The 26,160-nt window shown below is 69.8% G+C and carries 25 protein-coding genes and 1 pseudogene; 14 read left to right on the top strand and 12 right to left on the bottom strand.

Features of this window, described 5'->3' with window-relative positions; translation table 11 throughout:
- From VKG81_RS11075 to VKG81_RS11065, 3 genes are all read right to left on the bottom strand, one after another.
- On the bottom strand, positions 1-436 hold a 436-nt coding region (locus VKG81_RS11075), incomplete at its 3' end, for a peroxiredoxin (protein ID WP_324395958.1).
- A 66-nt stretch (positions 437-502) separates the two neighbouring features.
- Positions 503-928: a DUF3052 domain-containing protein gene (locus VKG81_RS11070; protein WP_324395957.1), complete on the bottom strand. Its 426-nt coding sequence runs from the start codon at positions 926-928 to the stop codon at positions 503-505.
- A gap of 90 nt (positions 929-1,018) precedes the next feature.
- Positions 1,019-1,603 carry a hypothetical protein gene (locus VKG81_RS11065; protein WP_414685234.1) on the bottom strand — a complete coding sequence of 195 codons (585 nt, stop codon included), beginning with the start codon at positions 1,601-1,603 and terminating at the stop codon, positions 1,019-1,021.
- A 167-nt stretch (positions 1,604-1,770) separates the two neighbouring features.
- Between VKG81_RS11065 and aceE the strand changes: the two genes are divergently transcribed.
- The 7 genes from aceE (at position 1,771) to VKG81_RS11030 (ending at position 11,360) form a co-directional block, all read left to right on the top strand.
- Positions 1,771-4,560: a pyruvate dehydrogenase (acetyl-transferring), homodimeric type gene (gene aceE, locus VKG81_RS11060; RefSeq protein ID WP_324395956.1), complete on the top strand. Its 2,790-nt coding sequence runs from the start codon at positions 1,771-1,773 to the stop codon at positions 4,558-4,560.
- A 63-nt stretch (positions 4,561-4,623) separates the two neighbouring features.
- Positions 4,624-5,913 carry a PucR family transcriptional regulator gene (locus tag VKG81_RS11055; protein WP_324395955.1) on the top strand — a complete coding sequence of 430 codons (1,290 nt, stop codon included), beginning with the start codon at positions 4,624-4,626 and terminating at the stop codon, positions 5,911-5,913.
- 140 nt (positions 5,914-6,053) lie between these two features.
- Complete coding sequence (locus tag VKG81_RS11050; RefSeq protein ID WP_324395960.1) at positions 6,054-6,962, top strand: ACP S-malonyltransferase; 909 nt, start codon at positions 6,054-6,056, stop codon at positions 6,960-6,962.
- A 92-nt stretch (positions 6,963-7,054) separates the two neighbouring features.
- Positions 7,055-7,357 carry a meromycolate extension acyl carrier protein AcpM gene (gene acpM / locus VKG81_RS11045; RefSeq protein WP_324395954.1) on the top strand — a complete coding sequence of 101 codons (303 nt, stop codon included), beginning with the start codon at positions 7,055-7,057 and terminating at the stop codon, positions 7,355-7,357.
- Positions 7,354-8,604 carry a 3-oxoacyl-ACP synthase KasA gene (gene kasA / locus VKG81_RS11040; RefSeq protein ID WP_324395953.1) on the top strand — a complete coding sequence of 417 codons (1,251 nt, stop codon included), beginning with the start codon at positions 7,354-7,356 and terminating at the stop codon, positions 8,602-8,604. The genes acpM and kasA overlap by 4 nt, the downstream gene beginning before the upstream one ends.
- A gap of 26 nt (positions 8,605-8,630) precedes the next feature.
- Positions 8,631-9,884: a 3-oxoacyl-ACP synthase KasB gene (kasB, locus tag VKG81_RS11035; RefSeq protein WP_324395952.1), complete on the top strand. Its 1,254-nt coding sequence runs from the start codon at positions 8,631-8,633 to the stop codon at positions 9,882-9,884.
- A gap of 54 nt (positions 9,885-9,938) precedes the next feature.
- Entirely contained in the window at positions 9,939-11,360 is a 1,422-nt protein-coding gene (locus VKG81_RS11030; RefSeq protein WP_324395951.1) for an acyl-CoA carboxylase subunit beta, read from the top strand.
- Between the two features lie 11 nt (positions 11,361-11,371).
- On the opposite strand, the gene VKG81_RS11025 is transcribed toward VKG81_RS11030, so the two are convergent.
- Positions 11,372-12,910 (bottom strand): glycerol-3-phosphate dehydrogenase/oxidase, encoded by a 1,539-nt coding sequence (locus VKG81_RS11025; protein WP_324395950.1) that lies wholly within the window; start codon positions 12,908-12,910, stop codon positions 11,372-11,374.
- Positions 12,907-13,488, bottom strand: coding sequence for a helix-turn-helix domain-containing protein (locus VKG81_RS11020; protein WP_324395949.1), 582 nt, complete (start codon positions 13,486-13,488; stop codon positions 12,907-12,909). Before VKG81_RS11020 ends, VKG81_RS11025 begins: the two co-directional genes overlap by 4 nt.
- Positions 13,489-13,526: 38 nt before the next feature.
- Here VKG81_RS11020 and VKG81_RS11015 point away from each other — a divergent pair, with 38 nt between their 5' ends.
- The gene (locus VKG81_RS11015) at positions 13,527-15,107 is read left to right on the top strand and encodes an FAD-binding oxidoreductase (protein ID WP_324395959.1); all 1,581 of its coding nucleotides are present in this window, start codon (positions 13,527-13,529) and stop codon (positions 15,105-15,107) included.
- Complete coding sequence (locus VKG81_RS11010) at positions 15,104-16,033, top strand: diacylglycerol kinase (RefSeq protein WP_324395948.1); 930 nt, start codon at positions 15,104-15,106, stop codon at positions 16,031-16,033. The genes VKG81_RS11015 and VKG81_RS11010 overlap by 4 nt, the downstream gene beginning before the upstream one ends.
- On the opposite strand, the gene VKG81_RS11005 is transcribed toward VKG81_RS11010, so the two are convergent.
- From VKG81_RS11005 to VKG81_RS10995, 3 genes are all read right to left on the bottom strand, one after another.
- A complete protein-coding gene (locus VKG81_RS11005; RefSeq protein ID WP_324395947.1) occupies positions 16,014-16,526 on the bottom strand; it encodes a DUF3145 domain-containing protein in 513 nt (170 codons plus the stop codon). The genes VKG81_RS11010 and VKG81_RS11005 overlap by 20 nt on opposite strands.
- A 104-nt stretch (positions 16,527-16,630) precedes the next feature.
- Entirely contained in the window at positions 16,631-17,458 is an 828-nt protein-coding gene (locus VKG81_RS11000) for a serine hydrolase domain-containing protein (RefSeq protein ID WP_324395946.1), read from the bottom strand.
- A complete protein-coding gene (locus VKG81_RS10995) occupies positions 17,455-18,510 on the bottom strand; it encodes a class I SAM-dependent methyltransferase (RefSeq protein ID WP_324395945.1) in 1,056 nt (351 codons plus the stop codon). Before VKG81_RS10995 ends, VKG81_RS11000 begins: the two co-directional genes overlap by 4 nt.
- Positions 18,511-18,567: 57 nt before the next feature.
- Here VKG81_RS10995 and VKG81_RS10990 point away from each other — a divergent pair, with 57 nt between their 5' ends.
- Together VKG81_RS10990 and VKG81_RS10985 are read left to right on the top strand one after the other, a co-directional pair.
- Positions 18,568-19,668, top strand: coding sequence for an S-(hydroxymethyl)mycothiol dehydrogenase (locus tag VKG81_RS10990; RefSeq protein ID WP_324395944.1), 1,101 nt, complete (start codon positions 18,568-18,570; stop codon positions 19,666-19,668).
- Positions 19,655-20,278, top strand: a complete 624-nt coding sequence (locus VKG81_RS10985) for an MBL fold metallo-hydrolase (RefSeq protein ID WP_324395943.1) — start codon at positions 19,655-19,657, stop codon at positions 20,276-20,278. The genes VKG81_RS10990 and VKG81_RS10985 overlap by 14 nt, the downstream gene beginning before the upstream one ends.
- On the opposite strand, the gene VKG81_RS10980 is transcribed toward VKG81_RS10985, so the two are convergent.
- The gene (locus VKG81_RS10980; RefSeq protein WP_324395942.1) at positions 20,275-20,949 is read right to left on the bottom strand and encodes a TetR/AcrR family transcriptional regulator; all 675 of its coding nucleotides are present in this window, start codon (positions 20,947-20,949) and stop codon (positions 20,275-20,277) included. The two genes, VKG81_RS10985 and VKG81_RS10980, sit on opposite strands and share 4 nt — an antisense overlap.
- Before the next feature lie 86 nt (positions 20,950-21,035).
- On the opposite strand from VKG81_RS10980, the gene VKG81_RS10975 reads away from it, so the two are divergent.
- Genes VKG81_RS10975 through VKG81_RS10965 form a run of 3 tightly spaced genes read left to right on the top strand, consistent with a single transcriptional unit; the run spans position 21,036 to position 23,362 of the window.
- On the top strand, positions 21,036-21,989 hold the full coding sequence (locus VKG81_RS10975) for an SDR family oxidoreductase (RefSeq protein WP_324395941.1): 954 nt from the start codon (positions 21,036-21,038) through the stop codon (positions 21,987-21,989).
- A 48-nt stretch (positions 21,990-22,037) separates the two neighbouring features.
- Positions 22,038-22,277 (top strand): DUF1049 domain-containing protein, encoded by a 240-nt coding sequence (locus tag VKG81_RS10970; RefSeq protein ID WP_324395940.1) that lies wholly within the window; start codon positions 22,038-22,040, stop codon positions 22,275-22,277.
- The gene (locus VKG81_RS10965) at positions 22,274-23,362 is read left to right on the top strand and encodes an SAM-dependent methyltransferase (protein WP_324395939.1); all 1,089 of its coding nucleotides are present in this window, start codon (positions 22,274-22,276) and stop codon (positions 23,360-23,362) included. The genes VKG81_RS10970 and VKG81_RS10965 overlap by 4 nt, the downstream gene beginning before the upstream one ends.
- Here VKG81_RS10965 and VKG81_RS10960 read toward each other — a convergent pair.
- From VKG81_RS10960 to VKG81_RS10950, 3 genes and pseudogenes are all read right to left on the bottom strand, one after another.
- Positions 23,359-24,054, bottom strand: a complete 696-nt coding sequence (locus VKG81_RS10960; protein ID WP_324395938.1) for an SHOCT domain-containing protein — start codon at positions 24,052-24,054, stop codon at positions 23,359-23,361. The two genes, VKG81_RS10965 and VKG81_RS10960, sit on opposite strands and share 4 nt — an antisense overlap.
- A gap of 9 nt (positions 24,055-24,063) precedes the next feature.
- Positions 24,064-25,869 carry an Hsp70 family protein gene (locus VKG81_RS10955; RefSeq protein ID WP_324395937.1) on the bottom strand — a complete coding sequence of 602 codons (1,806 nt, stop codon included), beginning with the start codon at positions 25,867-25,869 and terminating at the stop codon, positions 24,064-24,066.
- An 83-nt stretch (positions 25,870-25,952) separates the two neighbouring features.
- Positions 25,953-26,160 (bottom strand): annotated as a pseudogene (locus VKG81_RS10950) (dihydrodipicolinate reductase); the annotation flags it as partial.

Genomic DNA, 26,160 nt, shown 5'->3' with positions numbered 1-26,160 from the left:
CGGTCCACAGCCTCTGGTCGCGGGCCTCGCCCGGCTGCTTCATCTCGGCGAAGCGGATGATGCCGGACCGGTCGATGACGAAGGTGCCGCGATTGGAGAACCCGGCGTTCTCGTTGAACACCCCGTAGGCCTGGCTGACCGCGCCGTGCGGCCAGAAATCCGACAGGATCGGGAACATGAACCCGCTTTCGGCGGCCCAAACCTTGTGCGTCGGAGGCGGTCCCACCGAGACGGCCAGCGTCTGGGTCTCGTTGTTCTCGTAATCGGGCAAGTGGTCGCGGATCTCGTCGAGCTCACCCTGGCACACCCCGGTGAACGCCAACGGAAAGAACACCAGCAGCACGTTCTTGACGCCGCGGTAGTCCCGCAGCGAAACCTGCTGCTGATTCTGGTCGCGCAGCGCGAAATCCGGGGCGGGTGTCCCTACTTCCAGCATCGGAACCGTCTCTTCTTCACTTCCAGCATCGGAACCGTCTCTTCTTCCTCTTCTTCGCGCCGGCGCTCATGAGCGCCGCCCCGCGCGCGACTTCGGCTGCACCAGCCGGCTCGCGCTCCAGTCACCGAGGTTCGCCGACGACGTCTGCATCAGCCCGGCAGTCGGCGCCGACTCCGCGATCTCGGCGGGCAGCACATGCCCGGGCTTGCCGGTCTTGGGTGTCAGCACCCAGATGATGCCGTCGTCCGCCAGCGGCGTGATCGCGTCCATCAGCCGGTCCACCAGATCCCCGTCACCGTCACGCCACCACAGCAGCACGACATCGACCACCTCGTCGGCGTCCTCGTCGAGCAGCTCACCGCCGCACGCGTCTTCGATGTCGGCACGGATGTCGTCGTCGGTGTCCTCGTCCCACCCCAACTCCTGCACAACCTGGTCTTGTTGGATGCCCAGTCTCCGGGCGTAGTTCGGCGCGTCACCCGCCGCGACCACCGTGGGACCTCCTTTGCGTCAGGGTCTGGCCCTGTCATGCCCTATCGTCGCACGCCGCGATACCGTCGCCCAGCCCGACGGTCCGAGTTGTCAATATGCGGCGTCGCACAGGTTCAGTGCATTCGTCTTCGCGTCGTTGAGTCGACCCACCGCCGTGTTGAAGTCATCGGGCGACGCGTGGCCACTGATCGCGCCGGCAACCGCCCTGGCGGCGTCGACCCAGCCGGTCAGTGCGTCGTGCAACTGCGGCGACAACTCCGGTCCCAGGCTGCCGGAAACCAGGTCGGCGGTGTGGTTCAGAGAGTCGATCGCGGGGCCCTCCTTCGCCGCCGCCGCACCGCTGCCGCCGTTGTTGAACGCGCCAACATAGGCGTTGACCGCGGTGATCGCGTCCACGCTGCTGGAGGCCAGTGCCTCGCACGAGTGGTGGACGGCCTGCGTGGTCAGCGACTCCAGCCGCTTGGATTCGCGCTCGCTTGACGTCGCCGCCGACTCCGACAGCGAGATCGACGCGGACGTGCGGTACGCCGGGGCATCTTTGGCGTCCACCTCGGCCGTGCCCCCGGTGACGCTGGTGCATCCGACGATCACCATCAGCATCGTGGCCAGCACGCCCGCCACCAGCGCGGCAGCCCGCCAGGAGCCCAAGTCGACGGCTTTCCCAACCGATGGCACGGGCCATGACGTTACCGGTTCACAGGTTTGAACGCCGAGGTGTCAGGGATTCCGGCGCACGGCGCCGGAGGCCCATCGCGGCCGGCAGGCACCGCCGACGATGCACGTGGGGCACGATAGGTGGACGATGGAAACCATCGGACAAACGCCTAGCAAGGAGCGGGAAGTTGACCACCGAGTTCACGCGCCGCGACCTGGCCCAAACTTCAAACAGCCCAAACGAATCGGACCGAGTGCGGGTGATCCGCGAGGGCGTCGCGTCCTACCTGCCCGACATTGATCCCGAGGAGACCGGGGAATGGCTCGAGTCGTTCGACGACCTGCTGGCCCGGTCCGGGCCGTCGCGAGCCCGCTACATGATGCTGCGGCTGCTGGAGCGCGCCGGCGAGCAAAGGGTGTCGATCCCGGCACTGACGTCCACCGACTACGTCAACACGATCCCCACCGAACTCGAGCCCTGGTTCCCCGGCGACGAGGACGTCGAACGCCGCTTCCGCGCGTGGATCCGGTGGAACGCCGCGATCATGGTGCACCGCGCGCAGCGCCCGGGCGTCGGCGTCGGCGGCCACATCTCCACCTACGCGTCGTCGGCCGCGCTCTACGAGGTCGGCTTCAACCACTTCTTCCGCGGCAAGTCGCATCCCGGCGGCGGGGACCAGGTGTTCATCCAGGGCCACGCCTCCCCCGGCATCTATGCCCGCGCCTTCCTCGAGGGCCGGCTCACCGCCGACCAGCTCGACGGGTTCCGCCAGGAGCACAGCCATCCCGGCGGAGGGCTGCCGTCGTATCCGCACCCGCGGCTGATGCCCGACTTCTGGGAGTTCCCGACGGTTTCGATGGGGCTGGGTCCGATCAACGCGATCTATCAGGCCCGGTTCAACCACTACCTGCACGACCGCGGCATCAAGGACACCTCCGACCAGCATGTGTGGGCGTTCCTCGGTGACGGGGAGACCGACGAGCCGGAAAGCCGCGGCCTCGCCCACGTCGCGGCGCTGGAGGCCCTCGACAACCTGACCTTCGTAATCAACTGCAACCTGCAGCGCCTCGACGGCCCGGTGCGCGGCAACGGCAAGATCATCCAGGAGCTGGAGTCGTTCTTCCGGGGCGCCGGCTGGAATGTCATCAAGGTGGTCTGGGGGCGCGAATGGGACGCCCTGCTGCACGCCGACCGCGACGGCGCGCTCGTGAACCTGATGAACGTCACCCCCGACGGTGACTACCAGACGTACAAGGCCAACAACGGCGGCTACGTACGGGAACACTTCTTCGGGCGCGACCCGCGTACCAAGGATCTGGTCAAGCACCTGTCAGACCAAGAGATCTGGAACCTCAAGCGCGGTGGCCACGACTACCGTAAGGTCTACGCCGCCTACCGCGCCGCGATGGAACACAAGGGTCAGCCGACCGTGATCCTCGCGAAGACCATCAAGGGCTACACGCTGGGCAAGCACTTCGAGGGCCGCAACGCCACCCACCAGATGAAAAAGCTAACGCTGCAAGACCTCAAGGACTTCCGGGACACGCAGCGCATCCCGATCCCGGACAACGAACTCGAAGAGAACCCATACCTTCCGCCGTACTACCACCCCGGACCCGAGGCTCCCGAGATCCGCTACATGCTGGACCGGCGGCGGGCGCTGGGCGGGTTCATCCCCGAACGGCGAACGAAATCCAAGGCATTGACGCTTCCGCCCAGGGACACCTACAAGTCGGTCAAGAAGGGGTCGGGCACCCAGGAGGTCGCCACCACGATGGCGACCGTGCGCGTCTTCAAAGAACTGTTGCGCAACAAGGACATCGGGCCGCGCATCGTGCCGATCATTCCCGACGAGGCGCGCACGTTCGGCATGGACTCGTGGTTCCCGTCGCTGAAGATCTACAACCGCAACGGCCAGCTCTACACCTCCGTCGACGCCGAGCTGATGCTCGCGTACAAGGAAAGCGACATCGGGCAGATCCTGCACGAGGGCATCAACGAGGCCGGGTCCACAGCCAGTTTCACCGCGGTCGGAACCTCCTACGCGACCCACAACGAGCCGATGATCCCCATCTACATCTTCTATTCGATGTTCGGCTTCCAGCGCACCGGCGACGGGTTCTGGGCGGCAGCCGACCAGATGGCCCGCGGCTTCGCGCTCGGCGCCACGGCGGGACGCACCACCCTCACGGGTGAGGGGCTGCAGCACGCCGACGGCCATTCGCCGGTGTTGGCCAGCACCAACCCGGCAGTGGTCTGCTACGACCCGGCCTTCGCATACGAGATCGCCCACATCGTCGAGAGCGGCCTGTCGCGGATGTTCGGCGAGAACCCGGAGAACGTCTTCTTCTATCTCACCATCTACAACGAGCCGTACGTGCAGCCGCCCGAACCGGAGGGCCTCGACGTCGAGGGCCTGCTGCGCGGCATGTACCGCTACCGGCCCGCCCCGGAAAAGCGCAGCTACCAGGCCCAGATCCTGGCGTCGGGCGTGGCGATGCCCGAGGCACTGCGGGCCGCCGAGATGCTGGCCGACGACTGGGACGTGGCCGCCGACGTCTGGTCGGTAACCAGCTGGAACGAGCTGAACCGGGAGGGCGTGGGGATCCAGAAGGAAAAGCTGCGCCACCCGGACCGCCCGGCGCGAGTGCCGTACGTGACGCAGATGCTCGACGACACGTGCGGCCCGGCGGTGGCCGTGTCCGACTGGATGCGGGCCGTGCCGGAAAAGATCCGGCCCTGGGTGCCCAGCACCTACGCCACGCTGGGCACTGACGGCTTCGGCTTCTCCGACACCCGCCCGGCCGCACGCCGCTACTTCAACACCGACGCCGAGTCGGTGGTCGTCGCGGTGCTCGAGGGCCTGGCAAACGACGGGGAGATCGACAAGTCGGTGGCCGTGGAGGCCGCGGGCCGCTACCGGATCGACGACGTGCTGGCGGCGCCCGAGCAGACGTCGGACCCCGGCGTCGCCTGACCGGGGCCCTCCCGGGGCACCGGCTTGGCGGAACCCGCCAGAAAAGTGGCGTAGGTTTTAGGGATGGTCGACAACAACCGGTTCACCCCGCCGCGCCCGACCCTTGATCTGCTCGACAATGTTCCGGACTCGCTGCTCGGCAAGCTCAAGCAGTACTCGGGCCGCTTCGCCACCCAGGCCGTCGCGGCCATGCAGGACAGGCTGCCGTTCTTCGGCGAGCTGGAGGCCTCGCAGCGGGCCAGCGTCCACCTGGTGGTGCAGACCGCCGTGGTCAACTTCGTCGAATGGATGCGCGATCCCCGCAGCGAGGTCGCCTATACGGTGCAGGCCTTCGAGGTCGTGCCCCAGGACCTGACCCGGCGCATCGCGCTGCGCCAAACCGTCGACATGGTGCGCGTCACGATGGAGTTCTTCGAGGAAGCCGTCCCGATGCTGGCCCGCTCGCCGGAACAGGCGGCGGCGCTGACCAGCGGCATCCTGCGTTACAGCCGCGACCTCGCGTTCACGGCGGCCTCCGCCTACGCCGACGCCGCCGAGGCCCGCGGCGCATGGGACAGCCGGATGGAGGCCAACCTGGTCGACGCCGTGGTCCGCGGCGACACCGGTCCCGAACTGCAGTCGCGGGCGGCGGCGCTGAACTGGGACACCACCGCGCCGGCGACCGTTGTGGTCGGCCTGCCGCGGCCGGAGCGCATCGACCTGGCCACCGACGACGTCCGCGACATCGCCAACCGGCACGGCAGGGCCGCGCTGTCCGACGTTCACGGCACATGGCTGGTGGCGATCGTGTCCGGCCCGTTGACCCCCACCGACCGCTTCCTCGGCGATCTGATGGACGTCTTCGCGGACGGACCCGTGGTGATCGGGCCGACGGCGCCGACATTCTCGGCCGCGCACCGCAGCGCGAACGAGGCGATCGCCGGCATGAACGCCGTCGCCGGATGGAGCGGTGCGCCCCGGCCGGTCCTGGCCCGGGAGTTGCTTCCCGAGCGGGCGTTGTGCGGTGACGCGACCGCGATCGCGGTGCTGGACGCGGAGGTGATGCGGCCGCTGGCCGACGCCGGCCCGGCGCTCAGCGAGACCCTCGACGCCTACCTGGACTCCGGCGGCGCGATCGAGGCGTGCGCCCGCAGATTGTTCGTTCATCCAAATACGGTGCGATACCGGCTCAAGCGCATCGGCGACTTCACGGGCCGCGACCCGACGGCGCCACGCGACGCGTACGTGCTGAGGGTGGCGGCCACGATCGGTCGGCTGTCGCATCAGGCGAATAATCCCAGCAGCGTGTATGACGCTGTAACGCAGGTCACAGCCGAGTTGGCGGCCGGGTCTGAAGCACACACCGCGGGATGAGGTTGCGAAATTGTCTCGATGGAGTCGCATCACATGCTAATTTGTCCGGTCTCCACAAAAGAATAAGACAAGGTTCATAATCTCTTACACCGCGTAAAACCGTCTTCACAATGTTTTCTTAATCCGTGGCTCCCAACACCGTGATTGCGCTGCTTGCCCCCGGACAGGGATCGCAGAGCCCCGGCATGCTCGCCCCGTGGCTCGGGCTGCCCGGTACCGCCGAGCAGCTGGACGCGTGGTCGCAGGCCAGCGGCCTGGAGCTGGCCCGGCTGGGCACCACCGCGTCGGCCGAGGAGATCACCGACACCGCCATCACCCAGCCGCTGGTCGTGGCGGCCACCCTGCTCGCGCACCGGGAGCTGACGCGGCGCGGCCTGCAGGCCGGCGCCAACACCGTCGTGGCAGGGCACTCGGTCGGCGAGATCGCGGCCTATGCGATCTCCGGTGTGATGTCCGCCGATGACGCGGTCGCGCTGGCCGCCACGCGCGGCGCCGAGATGGCGAAGGCCTGCGCGCTCGAGCCGACCGGCATGTCCGCCGTCCTCGGAGGCGACGAGGCCGAGGTGCTCGCCCGGCTCAAGGAGCTGGAGTTGGTGGCGGCCAACCGCAACGCCGCCGGTCAGATCGTCGCGGCCGGGCGGCTGACCGCCCTGGGCAAGCTCGCCGAGGACCCGCCGGCCAAGGCACGGGTGCGTACACTGGATGTTGCCGGCGCTTTCCACACCGAATTCATGGCGTCCGCGCTCGACGCCTACGCCGCGGCCGCGTCCAGGATCCCGACCTTCGAGCCGACGGCCACGTTGCTGTCCAACGCCGACGGTGAGCCGGTGGCCTCGGCAGCAGATGCGATGAGCAAGCTGGTGGCCCAGCTCACCAGGCCGGTGCGCTGGGATCTGTGCACCGACACCATCCGTGCGCACAACGTCGCGGCGATCGTCGAGTTCCCGCCCGCCGGGGCCCTCGCCGGGATTGCCAAACGCGAACTTCGGGGGACCCCGACGCATGCCGTCAAGTCCCCCGCAGACCTGGACGGGCTGACCGAGCTCTAGCGGGACTGCAACCCGGCTCCCGCCGGGTACAACCACATATCGAATCAGCAGCAGTACCAGGTACACCATCAATTAGTTCAGAAGGAGCCACTGTGCCCGCCACCCAACAGGAAATCATTGCCGGTCTTGCCGAGATCATCGAAGAGGTGACCGGTATCGAGCCGTCTGAGGTGACGCCCGAGAAGTCGTTCGTCGACGACCTGGACATCGACTCGCTGTCGATGGTCGAGATCGCCGTGCAGACCGAGGACAAGTACGGCGTGAAGATCCCGGACGAGGACCTCGCCAGCCTGCGCACCGTCGGCGACGTCGTCTCCTACATCCAGAAGCTCGAGGAAGAGAACCCCGAGGCCGCTGCGGCCATCCGCGAGAAGATCGAAGCTGACAGCAAATGACCAAACCTTCCACTGCTAACGGCGGTTTCCCCAGCGTTGTGGTGACCGCCGTCACGGCGACGACGTCAATCTCGCCGGACATCGAGAGCACGTGGAAGGGTTTGTTGGCCGGCGAGAGCGGCATCCACGTCCTCGAGGACGAGTTCGTCACCAAATGGGACCTGCCCGTCAAGATCGGCGGCCACCTCAAGGAGCCCGTCGACGACCACATGGGCCGGTTGGACCTGCGACGCATGTCGTACGTCCAGCGGATGGCGAAGCTGCTCGGCGGCCGGATATGGGAGGCCGCCGGCACGCCGGAGGTCGACCCCGACCGGTTCGCGGTCATGATCGGCACCGGCCTGGGCGGCGGGGAGAAGATCGTCGAGACCTACGACCTGATGAACGAGGGCGGACCGCGCAAGGTCTCGCCGCTCGCCGTGCAGATGATCATGCCGAACGGCGCGGCCGCGGTCGTCGGGCTGCAGCTCGGTGCCCGTGCCGGCGTCATCACCCCGGTGTCGGCGTGCTCGTCGGGTTCGGAGGCCATCGCGCACGCGTGGCGTCACATCGTCATGGGTGACGCCGACATCGCCGTGTGCGGCGGCGTCGAAGGCGGCATCGAGGCGCTGCCGATCGCGGCGTTCTCGATGATGCGCGCCATGTCGACCCGCAACGACGACCCCGAGGGCGCGTCCCGACCGTTCGACAAGGACCGCGACGGGTTCGTGTTCGGGGAGGCCGGGGCGCTCCTGGTCATCGAGACCGAAGAGCATGCCAAGGCCCGCGGCGCCAAGCCGCTGGCGCGGCTGATGGGTGCCGGCATCACGTCGGACGCCTTCCACATGGTCGCTCCGGCGCCCGACGGTGAGCGGGCCGGCAAGGCGATGGCGCGTGCGATGGAGTTGGCGGGCTTGTCCCCCAAGGACATCGACCACATCAACGCCCACGCCACCGCCACCTCGATCGGTGACACCGCCGAGGCCAACGCGATCCGGGTCGCCGGTTGCGAGCACGCCGCGGTGTACGCGCCGAAGTCGGCGCTCGGTCACTCGATCGGCGCGGTGGGAGCGCTGGAGTCGGCGCTGACGGTGCTGACGCTGCGTGACGGCGTCATCCCGCCGACGCTGAACTACCGCACCCCGGATCCGGAGATCGACCTGGACGTCGTCGCGGGCGAACCGCGCTACGGCGAGTACCAGTACGCGATCAACAACTCCTTCGGTTTCGGCGGGCACAACGTCGCGCTCACGTTCGGGCGCTACTGAGGGGAAAAGGGAGCAACGCAGCAGAAATGGCGGGGTTGTCCACGGGGAACGGTTTCCCCGATGTAGTCGTCACCGGCATCGCGATGACGACTGCCCTGGCAACGGATGCGGACAACACGTGGAAGAAACTGCTGGACGGCCAAAGCGGCATCCGCAGACTCGAGGATCCGTTCGTCGAGCTGTACGACCTTCCGGTCCGCATCGGGGGGCATCTCCTCGAGGATTTCGACCATGAGCTGACGCGGGTGGAGCTGCGCCGGCTGTCGTATCTGCAGAAGATGTCCACGGTCCTGGGCCGTCGGGTCTGGGAGAACGCCGGATCGCCGGAGGTCGACACCAAGCGGTTGATGGTGTCGATCGGCACCGGGATGGGCTCGACCGAGGAGCTGGTGTTCGCCTACGACGACATGCGGGCGCGGGGCATGAGGGCGGTTTCGCCGCTGGCCGTGCAGAAATACATGCCGAATGCGGCATCGGCCGCGGTGGGGCTGGAGCGTCATGCCAAGGCCGGCGTGATCACGCCGGTGTCGGCCTGTGCCTCCGGCTCCGAGGGCATCGCCCACGCGTGGCGCAACATCGTGCTGGGCGAGGCCGACATCGCGATCTGCGGCGGCGTCGAGACGGTGATCGAGGCGGTGCCGATCGCCGGGTTCGCCCAGATGCGCATCGTGCTGTCGACCACCAACGACAACCCGGCCGGTGCCTGTCGCCCGTTCGACAGGGACCGCAACGGGTTCGTGTTCGGCGAGGCCGGCGCGCTCATCGTCATCGAGACCGAGGAGCACGCCAAGGCCCGCAGTGCCACGATCCTCGCCCGGCTGATGGGTGCCAGCATCACCTCGGACGGATACCACATCGTGGCGCCGGATCCCAACGGGGAGCAGGCCGGTCACGCGATCACGCGGGCGATTGCGCTGGCCGGGCTGACCCCGACCGACATCGACCACATCAACGCGCACGCCACCGGCACCAGCGTCGGCGACGTGGCCGAAGGCAAGGCCATCAACAACGCGATGGGCGGCCACAAGCCGGCGGTCTACGCCCCCAAGGCGGCGCTCGGCCACTCGGTCGGCGCGGTCGGCGCGGTCGAGTCGATCCTGACCGTGCTGGCGCTGCGCGACGGGATCATTCCGCCGACGCTGAACCTGGTCAACCTCGATCCGGAGATCGACCTCGACGTGGTGGCGGGTGAGCCGCGGACGGGCAACTACAAGTACGCGATCAACAATTCGTTTGGATTCGGCGGGCACAACGTCGCGCTTGCCTTCGGGAAGTACTGACGCGGTGGCTCCCGCAGGCGCAAGCCCACATCCGACGCCCTACAGGAGGTTTCGATGACGATCATGGCCCCCGCGACCGTCGGCGAATCGCTCGACCCGCGCGATCCGCTGCTGCGCCTGAGCACGTTCTTCGACGACCAGAGCGTCGAACTGCTGCACGAGCGCGACCGTTCGGGCGTGCTGGCCGCGGCCGGCACCGTCAACGGCGTGCGCACGATCGCGTTCTGCACCGACGGGACCGTGATGGGCGGTGCGATGGGCGTGGAGGGCTGCCGCCACATCGTCAACGCCTACGACACCGCGATCGAGGAACAGAGCCCGGTCGTCGGGATCTGGCATTCCGGCGGTGCACGGCTGGCAGAGGGCGTGAAGGCCCTGCACGCGGTCGGTTTGGTGTTCGAGGCCATGATCCGCGCGTCGGGCTACATTCCGCAGATCTCGGTTGTGGTCGGCTTCGCGGCCGGCGGCGCCGCCTACGGGCCCGCGCTGACCGACGTGATCGTGATGGCGCCCGAAAGCCGCGTGTTCGTCACGGGTCCTGACGTGGTGCGCAGCGTCACCGGCGAGGACGTCGACATGGCCTCGCTCGGCGGCCCGGAGACCCACCACAAGAAGTCGGGCGTTTGCCACGTCGTCGCCGACGACGAGCTCGACGCCTACGAGCGCGGTCGCCGGCTGGTCGGATTGTTCAGCCAGCAGGGCCATTTCGACCGCAGCAAGGCCGAGTCCGGTGACGTCGACCTGGCTGCGCTGCTGCCCGAATCGGCGCGGCGCGCCTACGACGTGCATCCGATCGTGACCGCGCTGCTGGACGCCGATGCCCCGTTCGAGGAGTTCCAGGCCAAGTGGGCGCCCTCGATCGTGGTCGGGCTGGGCCGGCTGGCCGGCCGGACGGTCGGCGTGCTCGCCAACAACCCGCTGCGCCTGGGCGGCTGCCTGAACTCCGAAAGCGCGGAGAAGGCGGCGCGTTTCGTGCGGCTCTGCGATGCGTTCGGGATCCCGATGGTGGTCATCGTCGACGTGCCCGGGTACCTGCCCGGCGTCGACCAGGAGTGGGGCGGCGTGGTGCGCCGCGGCGCGAAGCTGCTGCACGCGTTCGGTGAGGCCACCGTTCCGCGGGTCACGCTGGTGACGCGGAAGATCTACGGCGGCGCCTACATTGCGATGAACTCCCGCTCGCTGAACGCCACCAAGGTGTTCGCGTGGCCGGAATCCGAGGTCGCGGTGATGGGGGCCAAGGCCGCGGTGGGCATCCTGCACAAAAGGGCGCTTGCCGCCGCCCCCGAGGACGAGCGCGAAGCGCTGCACGAGCAGCTGGCCGAGGAGCACGAGCAGATCGCCGGCGGGGTGGATGCCGCGATCGAGATCGGCGTGGTCGACGACAAGATCGACCCGGCGCACACCCGCAGCGCGATCACGCAGGCGCTTGCCGAGGCGCCGCCGCGGCGGGGCCGGCACAAGAACATCCCGCTGTAACGCTTCGCGGGTTACCCCACGCCGGTGAGGAACTCCTCGGCGACGCCGAGGACCCGATCGCGATCGGCGTCGACCAGCCCGATGCGGGTGCGCCGGTCGGTGATGTCGTCGGCGTCCAGCGCGCATTCGTGGGTGACCGCGTATTCGAATTCGGCTCGCAGCACGTCGATTCCGTCGGCCACCGGGTCGGTGGGCCGATCGCAGGTCGCCGACGCGATGACGTTCGGCGCCTCGGCGCCGTAGCGGGCCACCAGCGACCCGGGCAGGCCGTCGGTGGCCGCCATGCCCGACCCCGGGTTCGCGGGGGCGCCGACGAGAGGAAGGTCGCGGGTGCGGCACGGCCCCGAGCCGAGCCGCCGCCACCCGGCCGTGCGGTTGAGGACGTCCTCGGCCATGTGCCGGTATTCGGTGAGCTTGCCGCCGATCACGCTGACCACGCCCGACGACGACTCGATGACCGCGTGGTCGCGCGAGATGTCGGCGGTGCGACCCCCGCCGGTGTCGACCAGCGGCCGCAGGCCGGCGTACGCGCCGGCGACATCGCCGTCATCCAGCGCGGTGCCCAATGCGGTGTTGACGGTGTCCAGCAGGAACCTGACTTCTTCCGGAGTCGGTTGCGGCACATCGGGAATCGGCCCGGGGGCATCCTCGTCGGTCAGCCCCAGGTAGACCCGGCCCAGCTGCTCGGGCATTGCGAAGACGAACCGGTTGATCTCGCCGGGAATCGGAATCGTCAGCGCCGCCGAGGGATTGCCGAACACCGCGGCGTCGAACACGAGATGCGTTCCGCGGCTAGGGCGCAACGTCAGCGCACCGTCGACCTGACCCGCCCACACGCCGGTCGCGTTGATCACCGCACGCGCCGACACGCAAACGGACTCCCCGGACCGCTGGTCGGTGAGCCGCGCGGAGTCGCCGGTGACATCCGACGCCGCGACACGAGTCAAGATGCGGGCGCCGTGCTGGGCCGCGGTGCGTGCCACCGCGACGACAAGCCGGGCATCGTCGATCAGCTGGCCGTCATAGGCCAGCAGGCCGCCGTCGAGCCCGTCCCGACGGACCGCGGGAACCATCTGGACTGCCCGCGACGGGCTGACCCGGCGCGACCGCGGCAGTGCCGACGACGGGGTGCCGGCCAGCTTGCGCAGCGCATCGCCGGCCAGGAACCCGGTGCGCACCAGCGCGCGCTCCGCGCGGCCCATCGACGGCAGCAGCGGGACCAGCTGCGGCATCGCCCGCACCAGGTGAGGAGCGTTGTGGGTCATCAAAATTCCGCGTTCGACGGCGCTGCGGCGGGCGATGCCGACATTGCCCGTCGCCAGATAGCGCAACCCGCCGTGGACCAGCTTGGAACTCCATCGGCTGGTGCCGAACGCCAGGTCATGCTTTTCGACGAGCGCCACCGACAAGCCCCGGGACGCCGCGTCCAGCGCGACGCCCGTGCCGGTGATGCCGCCGCCGATCACCAGGACGTCGACGCGCCCGTCATCGGCGAGTGCGGTCAGCTCGGCGGTCCGGCGGGCCGCGGTGAGGGCGGAGGGCTGGTTCATCGCGAGAGGTATCCGTTCAGCGAATGGGTGAGCTCGGCGGCCAGCGCCTGCTCGTCGAGGATCGGCTCGACGATCGGCCCGGACTGAATCGTCGACTGGGTGATGAGCAGGACCATCGCGGCCAGCTGACGCGGATCCCCCGGCCGCACGCTGCCGTCGCGCTGCCCCGCGCGCAACTCGTCGGCGACGGCGTCGATGAGGACCCGCTGGCTGGTGCCGAGGCGCTGGGTGATGTACACCATCGCGACGTCCGGCGCGGTGCGCAGCACCGACATGACCGGCGAGTCGCGGCGGAGGCGGTCCGCCACCGCCACGATCCGTGCCACCAGCGCCTCGCGTCCGTGGCCGCGCGGTGGCACATCGCGCCAGGCACCGGTGATGCGGGCGGTCAGCAGCGCGGCGAGGATCGACCGGGTATCGGGCCAGCGGCGGTACACCGTCGGGCGGCTCACCCCGGCGCGGCGGGCGATCTCGGCGAGCGTGACGCGGTCGACGCCGAAATCCACCACGCAGCCGGCGGCGGCGTCGAGTATCCGGTCCGCGATGTCAATCGGAGCGGCGTTACTGATTGACAACATGTGTAATACTGTAACGCATGTCGTCGCTGCTGCCGCCGATGAAGTGGGATGCCTGGGGCGACCCGGAGGCGGCCCAGCCGCTTTCCGAGGGCATCCGCTCGCTGCTCAAGCAGGCTCTCGGGGTCCACGACTCACCGGTGGCCGCGCCCGACATCGACGACGTGCGGGTTCGGCCCTCGACGCTGCCGGCCCCCGACCGCGACGCGCTGGCCGCGATCGTCGGAACCGACCACCTCTGCGCCGACGATCGCAGCCGGCTGCTGCACGCCGGTGGCAAGTCGACGCTCGACCTGTTGCGGCGCAAGGACACCGGCGTGCAGGACGCGCCGGACGCGGTGCTGCTGCCGGGCGACGAGGACGAGATCGCGGCGATCCTGCGACACTGCTCCCAGCACCGGATCGCGGTCGTTCCGTTCGGCGGGGGTACCAGCGTGGTCGGCGGGCTCGATCCCGTCCGTGGCCCGTTCACCGCCGCGGTCACGCTCGACCTGCGCCGCCTCGACCGCCTGCATTCGCTCGACGGCGTGTCGTGGGAGGCCGAACTCGGCGCCGGGGTCAGCGGGCCCGATGCCGAGCGGCTGCTGAGCGAACACGGCTTCTCGCTGGGGCACTTCCCGCAGAGTTTCCAGTTCGCGACGATCGGCGGGTTCGCGGCGACACGCTCCTCCGGCCAGGACTCGGCGGGCTACGGCCGGTTCAACGAGATGATCCGCGGGCTGCGCGTCGTCACGCCCGCCGGCGTTCTCGATCTCGGGCACGCGCCGGAATCGGCTGCCGGCCCGGACCTGCGCCAGCTGCTCATCGGGTCCGAGGGGGTGTTCGGCGTCATCACCCGGGTACGGGTGCGGGTTCATCCCGTGCCCGAAGCCACCCGCTACGAGGGCTGGTCGTTTCCCGACTTCGCCACCGGCACGGCCGCGTTGCGTGCCGTCGCCCAGACCGGCACAGGGCCCACCGTGATCCGGCTGTCCGACGAGGCCGAGACCGGGGTGAATCTCGCGACCACCGACGCCGTCGGCGAGGGGAGGATCACGGGTGGATGCCTGGCCGTCACGGTGTTCGAAGGCACGGCCGCCCACGCCGAGAGCCGGCACGCCGAGACGCGTGCCGTGCTTGCCGCCCACGGCGGTTCGTCGCTGGGCGAGGCGCCGGCGCGCGCGTGGGAGCACGGCAGGTTCAGCGCACCCTACCTGCGTGACTCGCTGCTGGCCGCGGGCGCGTTGTGCGAGACGCTGGAGACGGCCACCAGCTGGTCGAACATTCCCGCGCTGAAGGCCGCCGTCACCGGCGCGTTGACCCGGTCCCTCGGGGAATCCGGCACGCCCGCGCTGGTGCTGTGCCACATCTCGCACGTCTATGCCACCGGCGCGTCGCTGTACTTCACCGTGGTCGCCGGCCAGCGCGGGGACCCGATCGAGCAGTGGCGGCGCGCCAAGGCCGCCGCGTCGGAGGCCATGGTGCGGGCCGGCGCCACGATCACCCACCACCACGCGGTGGGCACCGATCACCGGCCGTGGATGCGTGCCGAGGTCGGCGACCTCGGTGTCGAGGTCCTGCGTGCCGTCAAGGCCACCCTCGACCCGGCGGGAATCCTCAACCCCGGCAAGCTGATTCCGTGAGCGCCGACGGGCAACGCGAGATCGCGCGCGTCATCGTGCTGACGAATCCGGCTTCCGGGCACGGCAACGCGCCGCACGCGGCCGAACGGGCGGTCGCCCGGCTGCAGCGCCGCGGTGTCGACGTGGTGGAGATCATCGGGACCGACGCCGGACACGCGCATCGGCTGCTGCGCGAAGCCCTCGACCGCGGCACCGACGCACTGGCCGTGGTCGGCGGCGACGGCGTCATCGCGCTTGCGCTGCAAGAGATCGCGTGCACCGGTGTGCCGCTGGGCATCATCCCGGCCGGCACCGGCAACGACCACGCCCGTGAGTACGGGATCCCGACGGACAACCCGGAGGCCGCCGCCGACGTGGTCGTCGACGGGCGGACCGACACCGTCGACCTCGGGCACATCCGAAGCGACGACGGCGCACAGAAGTGGTTCGGCACCGTGATGGCAACCGGCTTCGACTCGCTGGTCAGCGACCGGACCAACCGGATGCGGTGGCCGCACGGCAGGATGCGCTACAACCTCGCGATGCTCGCCGAGCTGTCGAAGCTGCGGCTGCTGCCGTTCCGCCTCGTGCTCGACGGCAGCGACGAGATCGTGGCCGACCTGACGCTCGCGGCTTTCGGCAACACCCGCAGCTACGGCGGCGGCATGCTGATCTGCCCGAACGCCGACCACGCCGACGGGAAGCTGGACATCACGATGGTGCATTCGGCGTCCCGGACGAGGCTGGTGCGGTTGTTCCCGACAGTGTTTCGCGGCACACACATCGACCTCGACGAGGTCAGCACCGCGCGCGCCGCGTCGGTTCGCGTGGAGTGTCCCGGCATCAACGCCTACGCCGACGGCGAGTTCGCGTGCCCGCTTCCGGTGCAGGTGTCCGCCGTCGGGCGCGCGCTGAAGGTTCTGCGCCCTACCCCACACCCCGGCTGAGCCACGGCACCTCTGCCCCGTCGCCGCCGTCGCGGTAGGACTCCAGCGCGTCGTCCCACGCCGTGCCGAGCACCGAATCCAGTTCCGCAAGCAAGGTGTCGGCGCCGGCGGCCATCAGCGTTCGCAACCGCATCTCACCGACCATGATGTCGCCGTTGGCGCTGATCGAGCCGTTCCACAACCCCAGCTGCGGGGTGTGGCTGAACCGCTGCCCGTCGACGCCGGGGCTGGGGTCCTCGGTCACCTCGAACCGCAACACCGGCCACGACCGCAACGCGTTCGCCAGCCGTGCGCCCGTGCCGACCGGGCCCACCCAGTTGGTGACCGCGCGCAGCTGGCCCGGCATCGCCGGCTGCGGCGTCCACTTCAGGTCGGCCCTGGCCTGCAGGGTCGACGACAGCGCCCACTCGACATGCGGACACACCGCCGCGGGCGAGGCGTGGATGTAGACCACACCGGTCGTCGCGTCGGCGAACTGATTCGACGCACGCATCTGCTGCTCCTTCGGCTCGGCGAGGGACGTCTTCCCCAACGACCTGGCAGAACCGACGAGCGGAGTCGTGCGTTTCTATTGTGCCCTGTGTGACAGGTGTTGCGCTAGTCTGCGGCGAACTCGGCGATGACCGTGTCTGAGAACGCCGGCCAGCGCGACCGCGACCAGTCACCGAAATTCCGGTCGGTGAGCACCACCAGGGCCAGCTCGCGGTCGGGATCGGCCCAGATGAACGTGCCCGACTGGCCGAAATGGCCGAATGTGCGCACGGAGTTCTGCGAGCCGGTCCAGTGCGGCGACTTCCTGCCGCGGATCTCGAAACCCAGCCCCCAGTCGTTGGGCCGCTGGACGCCGAAGCCGGGCAGCACGCCGTCGAGTCCCGGGAACTGGACCGAGACCGCCTCGGCGTGGGTCTGCGGCGCAACGATGGCGGGGCGAAGCAGGTCGGCGGCGAACCGGGCGAGGTCGGCGACCGTCGAGGTGGCGCCGTGCCCGGCGGCGGGCGCGCCGTCCCCGAGTTGGCTGTCGATCATGCCCAGCGGCTCGAACACCGCCTCGTTCAGGTATCGGCCGAACTCGATGCCCGCCTCGTTCTGCACGGTCTCGGCCAGCACCTGGAACCCGTAATTGGAATACATCCGCCGCTTGCCCGGCTCGGCGAGCACCTCGCCGCCCGCCATCGACAGCCCGGACGTGTGGGCCAGCAGGTGGCGAATCGTCGACCCCGGCGGCCCCGCGGCGGTGTCAAGCTCGACCACGCCTTCCTCGACGGCGACGTGCAGGGCGCGGGCGACCAGCGGCTTGGTCACCGACGCAAGGGCGAACACGCGCCGCTGATCGCCGTACCCGGCCACCAGTCCGGACGGCCGGACGACCGCGGCCGCCGCGTTGCCCACCGGCCATTCGGCGATGGCGTCGAGGGCAGGCGTCACTTCCGGGCGATGTAGTAGTAATTGATCGGGTCGGACTCCACTTCCTCGACCACGACGTCGCCGAATCCGGCGTCGGCCAGCATCGACGTGGCCAGCTGCCGCCCCCACACCGTGCCCAGTCCGGCGCCGTCCAAGGCCAGCGACACGGTCATGCAGTGCATCATCGACGTGGTGTAGAGGTAGGTGAGAAGCGGGACGCCGATGTTGTCCTCCACCCGGCTGGACGCCTTGACGTCGACCATCAGAAAGACGCCGCCGGGGCGCAACGCCCGATAGATGTTGGCCAGGACCCGGGCGGGCTGCGCCTGGTCGTGGATCGCGTCGAACGCGGTGATGACGTCGTAGGCGCCCGAAACGCTCAACGCCGCCACGTCGTGTCGCTCGAAGGCCGCGTTCGTGATGCCCAGGCGCGCCGCCTCTGCCGCGCCGACCGCCAGAGTCTCGGCGGAGAAGTCGATGCCGGTGAACCGGCTCTGCGGAAACGCCTGCGCCATCACATTGACGGCATGCCCACTGCCGCAACCGATGTCGGCGACGTCCGCCCCGGCGCGCAGCCGCTCGGGCAGCCCGGCGGCCAACGGCAGGATCACCTCGATGAGCGCGGCGTCGAGCACCTCCCCGCTCTGCTCGGCCATGATCGCGTGGAACCGCGGAAACTCGCCGTAGGGCAGGCCGCCGCCGGCACGGAAACACCCGACGATCTTCTGCTCGACCTCCCCCAGGAGCGGAACGAACTGGGCGAGGCGGGCGAGGTTGTCCGGCCCCGCGGCACGGGTCAGCACCGCGGCGTGGTGGCGGGGCAGCGCGTAGGTCCCCGCGGCCGCGTCATAGTCGACGACGCGCGCAGCCGCCATGCCGCCCAACCACTCCCGCACATAGCGTTCGTCGAGGCCCGCGCCCTGCGCGATCCCGGCACTCGTCGACGGCGGGAGCGCGGCCATCGTGTCGAACAACCCGGTCTGGTGCCCGATGCTGGCGAGGATCGCCACGCTCGCACTGTCGATCGCGGACATCATCCGCCCGGCGAACTGCTGGGTCGTCTCCGTGGTCATGCCCGAAAACCTACGCGCCCGCAACCGGATCCCACGGGCTTTAGTAGGTTTGCCCGCATGAGTCAGACAGTGCGCGGGGTGATTTCCCGGAAGAAAGGCGAACCCGTCGAGCTCGTCGACGTGGTCGTCCCCGACCCAGGTCCGGGCGAGGTGGTCGTGGACGTCGCCGCGTGCGGTGTCTGCCACACGGACCTGACGTATCGGGAGGGCGGGATCACCGACGAGTATCCGTTCCTGCTCGGCCACGAGGCCGCGGGCACGGTCGAATCCGTCGGGCCGGGCGTGACCCATGCGGCGCCCGGCGACTTCGTGATCCTCAACTGGCGTGCGGTGTGCGGGCAGTGCCGGGCCTGCCGGCGCGGCCGGCCGTGGTACTGCTTCGACACCCACAACGCCGAGCAGAAGATGACGCTGACCGACGGCACGGAGCTGACGCCGGCGCTGGGCATCGGCGCGTTCATCGACAAGACGCTGGTGGCTGAGGGCCAGTGCACCAAGGTCGATGCGGCCGCCGACCCCGCCGTGGCCGGGCTGTTGGGCTGCGGGGTGATGGCCGGCCTGGGCGCGGCGGTCAACACCGGTGCGGTCAGCCGCGATGACACCGTCGCGGTGATCGGCTGCGGCGGCGTGGGTGATGCGGCGATCGCGGGCTCGCGGCTGGTGGGCGCCAAGAAGATCATCGCCGTGGACACCGACGACAAGAAACTGGCCTGGGCCACCGACTTCGGCGCCACCGACACCGTCAACGCCCGCACCACCGACGCGGTGGAGGCGATCCAGGAGCTGACCGACGGGTTCGGCGCCGACGTGGTCATCGACGCGGTGGGCCGCCCGGAAACCTGGAAGCAGGCGTTCTACGCGCGCGACCTGGCCGGCACCGTGGTGCTCGTCGGGGTGCCCACCCCCGACATGCGCCTCGACATGCCGCTGCTGGACTTCTTCTCCCACGGCGGGTCGCTGAAGTCGTCCTGGTACGGCGACTGCCTGCCCGAACGCGACTTCCCGACGCTGGTCAGCCTGTACCTGCAGGGCCGGCTGCCGCTGCAGCGCTTCGTCACCGAGCGCGTCGGCATCAACGACATCGAGGAGGCGTTCGCCAAGATGCATTCCGGTGACGTGCTGCGATCGGTGGTGATCCTCCAAGATGTCAGCCATTGACCGCGTCGTCACGCACGGCACCTTCGAACTCGACGGCGGCAGTTGGGAAGTCGACAACAACATCTGGCTCGTCGGTGACGGCTCCGATGTCATCGTGATCGACGCCGCGCACAACGCCGAACCCATCACCGACGCGGTGGGCGGGCGCAACGTCGTCGCGGTGGTGTGCACCCACGGCCACAACGACCACATCACCGTCGCCCCGCAACTCGGCGAGACGCTCGACGCCCCGGTGCTGATGCATCCGGCCGACGAGATGCTGTGGCGGACGACCCACCCCGACAAGGAGTTCCGGGCGCTGGAGCCGGGCGCGGTGCTGACCGTCGGCGGCATAGATCTGGAGGCCATCCACACCCCGGGTCACTCCCCCGGCTCGACGTGCCTGTACGCACCCGAGCTCGGCGCGGTGTTCAGCGGCGACACGCTGTTCGCTGGCGGCCCCGGTGCGACGGGCCGCTCGTACTCCGACTTCCCGACGATCCTGGCGTCGATCTCACAGCGGCTGGGCAGACTGCCCGCCGACACCGTCGTCTACACCGGTCACGGCGACACCACCACGGTCGGGGGCGAGCTCGTGAACTATGACCAGTGGGTGGCCAGGGGCCACTAACCCGCGGCCCGGGCCGCGGCGCCCACCAGCCAGGTCACCAACCCCTCGCGCAGCCCGTCGACGAACCGCTGCCGAGGGTCGGGCATGCCCATCTGAGCCATCGCCTCGGCCACCGGCTCGGTCGGCACCGAAAACGGGTACATGCCCGCGGCGAGCATCAACGCTCCCTCGGCGAACACCGCACACGCCTGCGGGCTCAGCCACGGCAGCCGGCGGCCCACCAGCCGCGCGAACGCATCGATATTCGCGATCGCCCGGGCCTTGAAGTCGCGGGCACACGCCGCCGAGATGTTGCGCTCCAGCACCCCCGCCATCGCCCCCAGCAGTTCGCACAGCAGCGGGTCGTCAGCCAGCGAGGCGGCGATCGCGGCGGCCACCCGAATCTCGTTGGCGTATCCGGGTTTCCTCGGCGCCGGGTCGCCCAACGCAACCTCGAGGCCGGACAGCCACGATCGGCATTGCGCGTCGAGCAATTCCAGGAAAATGGCTTCCCGGCTGTCGAAGTAGCGCAGCACGTTGGACTTGGCCAGTCCGACACGGTGGCTGAGCTCGCGCAGGCTGATGTCGGTGACGCTCTTCTCGGTCAGCATCGAACGCGCCGCGTCCATGATCGCGGCCCGCCGCGCGGCCATCTGCTCGGGCCGGCGCGCACGCTGGAACGTCGACGTCACGGTTCCAAAATATCAGACCGGTGGTCTCTTGTTATCAGACCGCCGGTTCGTTATTGTCGTTGAGACCGACCCAAGGAGTGAGAACCATGGTCCGCACCGCACTCGACGCCACCCCTCCCGACCTGTCCGGAAAGCTCGCCGTCGTGACCGGCTCCAACAGCGGGCTGGGGCTGGGGCTGGCCACCCGGCTCGCCGCCGCCGGCGCCGACGTGATCATGGCGATCCGCAACCAGGCCAAGGGCGAGGCCGCCGCGAAGGACATCCGTGCCAAGGTTCCCGATGCGAAGCTCACGCTCAAGCCGCTCGACCTCGCGTCGCTGGCCAGCGTCGCCGCCCTCGGCGAAGAACTCAACGCCGATGGCCGACCGATCGACATCCTGATCAACAACGCGGGCGTCATGCAGCCGCCGCGGCGGGAGACCACCGAGGACGGCTTCGAGTTGCAGTTCGGCTGCAACCACCTCGGCCACTTCGCGCTGACCGGACATCTGCTGCCGCTGCTGCGCGCCGCCGGGAGCGCGCGGGTGACGTCGCTGAGCAGCCTCGCCGCCAGGCTCGGCGGGGTCAACTTCGACGATCCGCAGTGGGAGAAGTCCTACAGCGCGACCGCGGCATACAACCAGTCGAAGGCCGCGACGCTGATGTTCGCCACCGAACTCGACCGCCGCAGCCGCCAGGCCGGCTGGGGCATCGTGTCCAACGCCGCGCACCCCGGCCTGACCAAGACCAACCTGCAGATCAGCGGCCCGTCGCACGGGCAGGAGTCGCCGAGCGTGCTGGCGCGGTTCTACCAGTTCAGCTGGCGCTTCATGCCGTTCATGTGGCAGGAGGTCGATGCCGGCATCCTTCCCGCGCTGTACGCCGCCACCAGCCCCGACGCCGAGGGCGGGGCCTACTACGGACCCCGTGGCGTCCTCGGGCTCACGGGCAGGCCGGCGCGCGCGCAGATCCCGAGCCGCGCCGGCAACGAGGCCGACAACCGGCGGCTGTGGGAGCTGTCCGAGCGGCTCACCGGCGTCACCTATCCGACACCGGGCTGATATCCCATTCGGCGGTGTACGCGCACGCTCGGGACTACTGTGCGCGTCATGTCCACGGACGCCGGTGACGCCAAACCCTCGGCCGGGCGGTTGCGCCGAATCCCGTTCCGCTACTGGGTCATCATCGTTCTGGCCGCGCTGGCCGTGATCTTCATCGCGCAGAACAGGGACCGCCACCCGATCCATCTGCTGTGGGTCACCGTCGAGTCGCCGATGTGGCTGGTGCTGACGGTGATCTTCGTGGCCGGGATGCTGGTCGGCCTGCTGCTGCGGCGCCGTCGACGGTGACCGCCGAACCAAGTCCTGTCCGCCCAGCGCCGCTGGAGCCCGGCAGGGCGTACAGCCGCACCTCGGGGGCGCAGGCCGCCGGGCTGCTGCCGGCGGTTGAATTGTTCGAGCGCTCCGCCGAAGACGTCGAGCTCCCCCATCCGCCGCTGTCGATCGTCATCGCCGACTACGGGGCATCCGCGGGGCACAACTCGCTGCTGCCGATCGGCATCGCGATCTCAGCCCTGCGCAAGCGCGCCGAACCGGGCCGCGCCATCTTCGTCGTGCACACCGACGTCGCCGAGAACGACTACGCGACACTGTTCGACGCGCTGGCCCGCGACCCGCACAGCTACCTGCGCGACGACCCGGCAACGTTCAGCGCCGCGATCGGGCGATCCTTCTATCAGCAGATCCTGCCGTCCAACAGCGTGACGCTGGGCTGGAGCTCGTGGGCGGTGCAATGGCTCAGCCGGGTGCCGGCCCCGATCCCCGACCACGTCGGGGTGGCCTACAGCCACGACAGCGCCGCGCGGTCGGCCTACCGTCGGCAGGCCGCCGACGACTGGATCGCGTTCCTGACCGCCAGAAGCCGCGAGTTGGTGCCCGGCGGGCACCTCGTCGTGTTGACGATGGCGCTCGACGACGGCGATTTCGGTTACCGGCCGCTGCTCGAGGGCATCGTCGCCGAGCTCGCCGAGATGGTCACCGAGGGCCTGATCACCGGCGGCGAAGCTCGGCGGATGGCGATCCCGACGACAGGTCGCAGCGAGGCCGACCTGACGGCGCCGTTCGCGCCCAAGAACCGGTTCTCGGGCCTGACGATCGAGGATCTCGAGGTGTTCGCCGCCGAGGATCAGTACTGGACCAGGTACGAAAGAGACCACAACGCCGACAATTTCGCGGCCGGGTGGACGGCGTTCGGGCGCGCATCGGTGTTTCCGACGTTGGCGACGGCGCTGGAGGGCGGACTCGACGATCGGCGAGCCGGGCAGTTCCTCGATCGGCTGTCCGCCGGGGTGAAGGCCCGGCTGACCGCCGCGCCCGAGCCGTTTCGCATTCCCATGGCCAAACTGCTTGTGGTCAAGCAGAGTTGGCCGCGCTAGCTGCCCAGCACCCGTCGCTTCTCCGCCTCGAACTCCTGGTCGGTCAATGCCCCGGATGAGTGCAGCGACGCAAGGGTGTTCAGTTGCTGGAGCTTGACGCCCTCGTCGGTCGGGGTGTACGGCTCCGACGGCAGCGGCGGGATCCTCCTCGGGGCCCGCGCGGTCAACAGGATCGCTGCAAGCAGCGCCAGCAGGCCTACCCCGAACACGCCGCCGAAGATCCACGGCAACGACCCCAGCGAGCTGCCGTGGCCGAACGCCAGCCGCGGGCTGATGAACGCGCTGACCTTGCCGTCGGCCTTGATCGTGTACTCGCCCGCCCGGGCGATATGGGTGACCCACACCCGCCGATGAGCGTCACCGTTGACAGTCGTTGTGCCGCCGATGTTCTCGGCGACGGGCGGATCGGCGACCCCCGCCGGCGGCACGATCGTCAGCCCGAGATCCGGTATCGGCAGGCCGCCGCCGTTGGTGGTGCCGATGACCTGCGTGTGGAAGCTGATGGTGACGTCGCCGGCCGGCAGGTGCATCGTCGCCTCACCGGGGACCGGCACCTCGCCGTACGCGTTGTAGTCGTCGAGGAAAAACGCGTTCGCCACAAGGGAGACGACGATCCCCCCGAGCGACACCACCATCAGCACGATGGCGGACACGATGACGACGCGGCGGGCGCCGAAGCCACCGGGGCTCATCCGCGGAGTTTATTGGCCGCCTTGCTGCGCAACCAAGGGCGGCAACCCGGGAATCGTCGGAATCGGCGGAATCGCCGGGATGAGCCGCGGGCGGTGCGTCGGGAACGGCGCCGGTGTGTCGGTGGCAGGCGCCGGCGTGACGGGCGCCGGCGTGACGGGCGCCGGCGTGTCGATGCTCGGCGGCGGCGGCGGCGGCGGTGCGTCGGTCGTGCCGGCGACAGGCGGGGGCGGCGCATCCTGGGTCACCGGAGCGGACGCGGGGGGCGGCGCGGCGGGCGCGGGAACCGGCGCCTGCACCACCTGCGTCGCAGGTGGCGGTGGGACGACGACGGTGCGGATTTGCGGCGCCTGCTGCGGGCCGGGGCCGGAATTGTCGGCGGGCGGTTGACCGGCGACCGCGCCCGGAACCGTCGCGGGCGCGCTGCTGCCCGGTGCCAGCGGAGCGGTCGAGGACGCCGGGCCGGGGCTGTCGCGCAGCGCGACCACCGCCGCGCTGGCCAGCAGCAGGACCGCGGCCAGCGCGGCGCCCGCCAGCACCGTGGGGCGGCGGTACCAGCGCGGAGCCGCGGCCGCCGAGGAGCCGGCCGGGAGCTCGTCGGGGTCGTCGAACTGCAGCCGCGGGCGGGCACCGGACACGCCCGCGTCATAGGGATACCGCTCGGCGACCGGCGCGACCGGCGGCAGGTCATGCGCCTCCGACCACGCCAGCGCGCGGAACGTGCTCGACCGCGGGCCCGCGTCGGCGACCGCAGCCGCGGGCACCACGGCGGCCGGCGCCATCGCGGTGGCCCGGTCGTCGGCGGGCCCCCGGGCCGTGCGCAGCGCCGCCCCGGTCGCAGCGATCAGCTCCGCCCGGGACGTCGTGATCACCGGCACGCGGAAGTGCTCGGACAGAGTCGTGGTGATCACCGGGATGTTCGCGCCGCCACCCACCGACGCCACGGCGACCAGGTCGGCGGGGTTGATCCCCGCACGGTCCAGCGTGTCCTGCAGCACGGCGGCGAACTCGGCGAGCGGCCCACGGATCTCGTCGTCGAGCTCGGTGCGGGTCAGGCGGACGTCACCGGAAAAACCCGGCACGTCGACCGGCAGCGACGTGACCGTGCCGGCCGACAGGCGCTCCTTGGCGAACCGGCACTGGGCGCGAAGCCGGTTGAGCGACCCCAGGGCCGACGTGCCGGACACGTCGACCGTGCCCACGGTCGACAGGTCGGCGATGACGTGCTTGAGCAGCGCCTGGTCGATCAGGTCGCCCGAAAAGTCCGGGTGCCGCACCGTCGCGCCGATCGGGCGGTAACCCCCGCCCGCGTCGAGCAGGGTGACGCTGGTGCCGGTGCCGCCGAAGTCGCACAGCGCGATCACCCCGCGAGCCGGAACTCCGGGATCGGATTGCAGGGCGGTGATCGCGGCGGTGGCATCCGGGATCAGCGTGACCTCCTGGCCGGAGGCCGCCCGCAGCGCGTCCACCGCAGCTTTGCGCCAGTGCGCCGGGTAGCTCACCGCGGCCGGCGCGCCCGGCGGGCGCCCAGCGGTCGCCGTGGCGAGCAGCGCGCGCAGCGCATCCGAGACCAGCACCTCGCCCCGGTGCACCGACCCGTCGGGGGCGACCAGGCCGACCGGGTCGCCGGCCCGCTCGACGAAGTCGGTGATCACCAGGCCACCCTCGTTGATGTTCGGGTTCTCCGACGGCACCCCCAGCTCGGGCGCACGGTGCCGGTAAAGCGTGAGGACCGACTGCCGCGTCACCGGCGGGCGGCCCAACCGCACGCCCGCGAACCTGGTAGCCCCGATGGACAGCCCTACAGCCTCCGCCATGTCATCCCAAATAACCCCCCAAAAACCCCTCTGCAGCGAAGCCTAGCCAGTAGAGGGAATCGCCGCAGGGCCGCGGAGGTTACTCAGCGAATCGTGCCGGGGCCCGGGATCAGCGGCAGATCGAGGGCGGTGACCCACCCCGGCGGCAGATGATTGACCGCGGGAACGGCGTTGAGCGCACGCATTCCGGTGGCCAGGCAGCCGGCGGCAGCGGCATCGCGACCGGAGCCGTCAGTGAACCGAAAAGCCGTTTCTTGGAATATACTTGGAGTTCCCTCGATGTCGACCCGG

This window comes from Mycobacterium sp. (assembly GCF_035314905.1).
In the GTDB taxonomy this organism is placed as follows: domain Bacteria; phylum Actinomycetota; class Actinomycetes; order Mycobacteriales; family Mycobacteriaceae; genus Mycobacterium.
The sequence above is the reverse complement of the archived record's forward strand: the minus strand, read 5'-3'. Positions and strand labels throughout refer to the sequence as shown.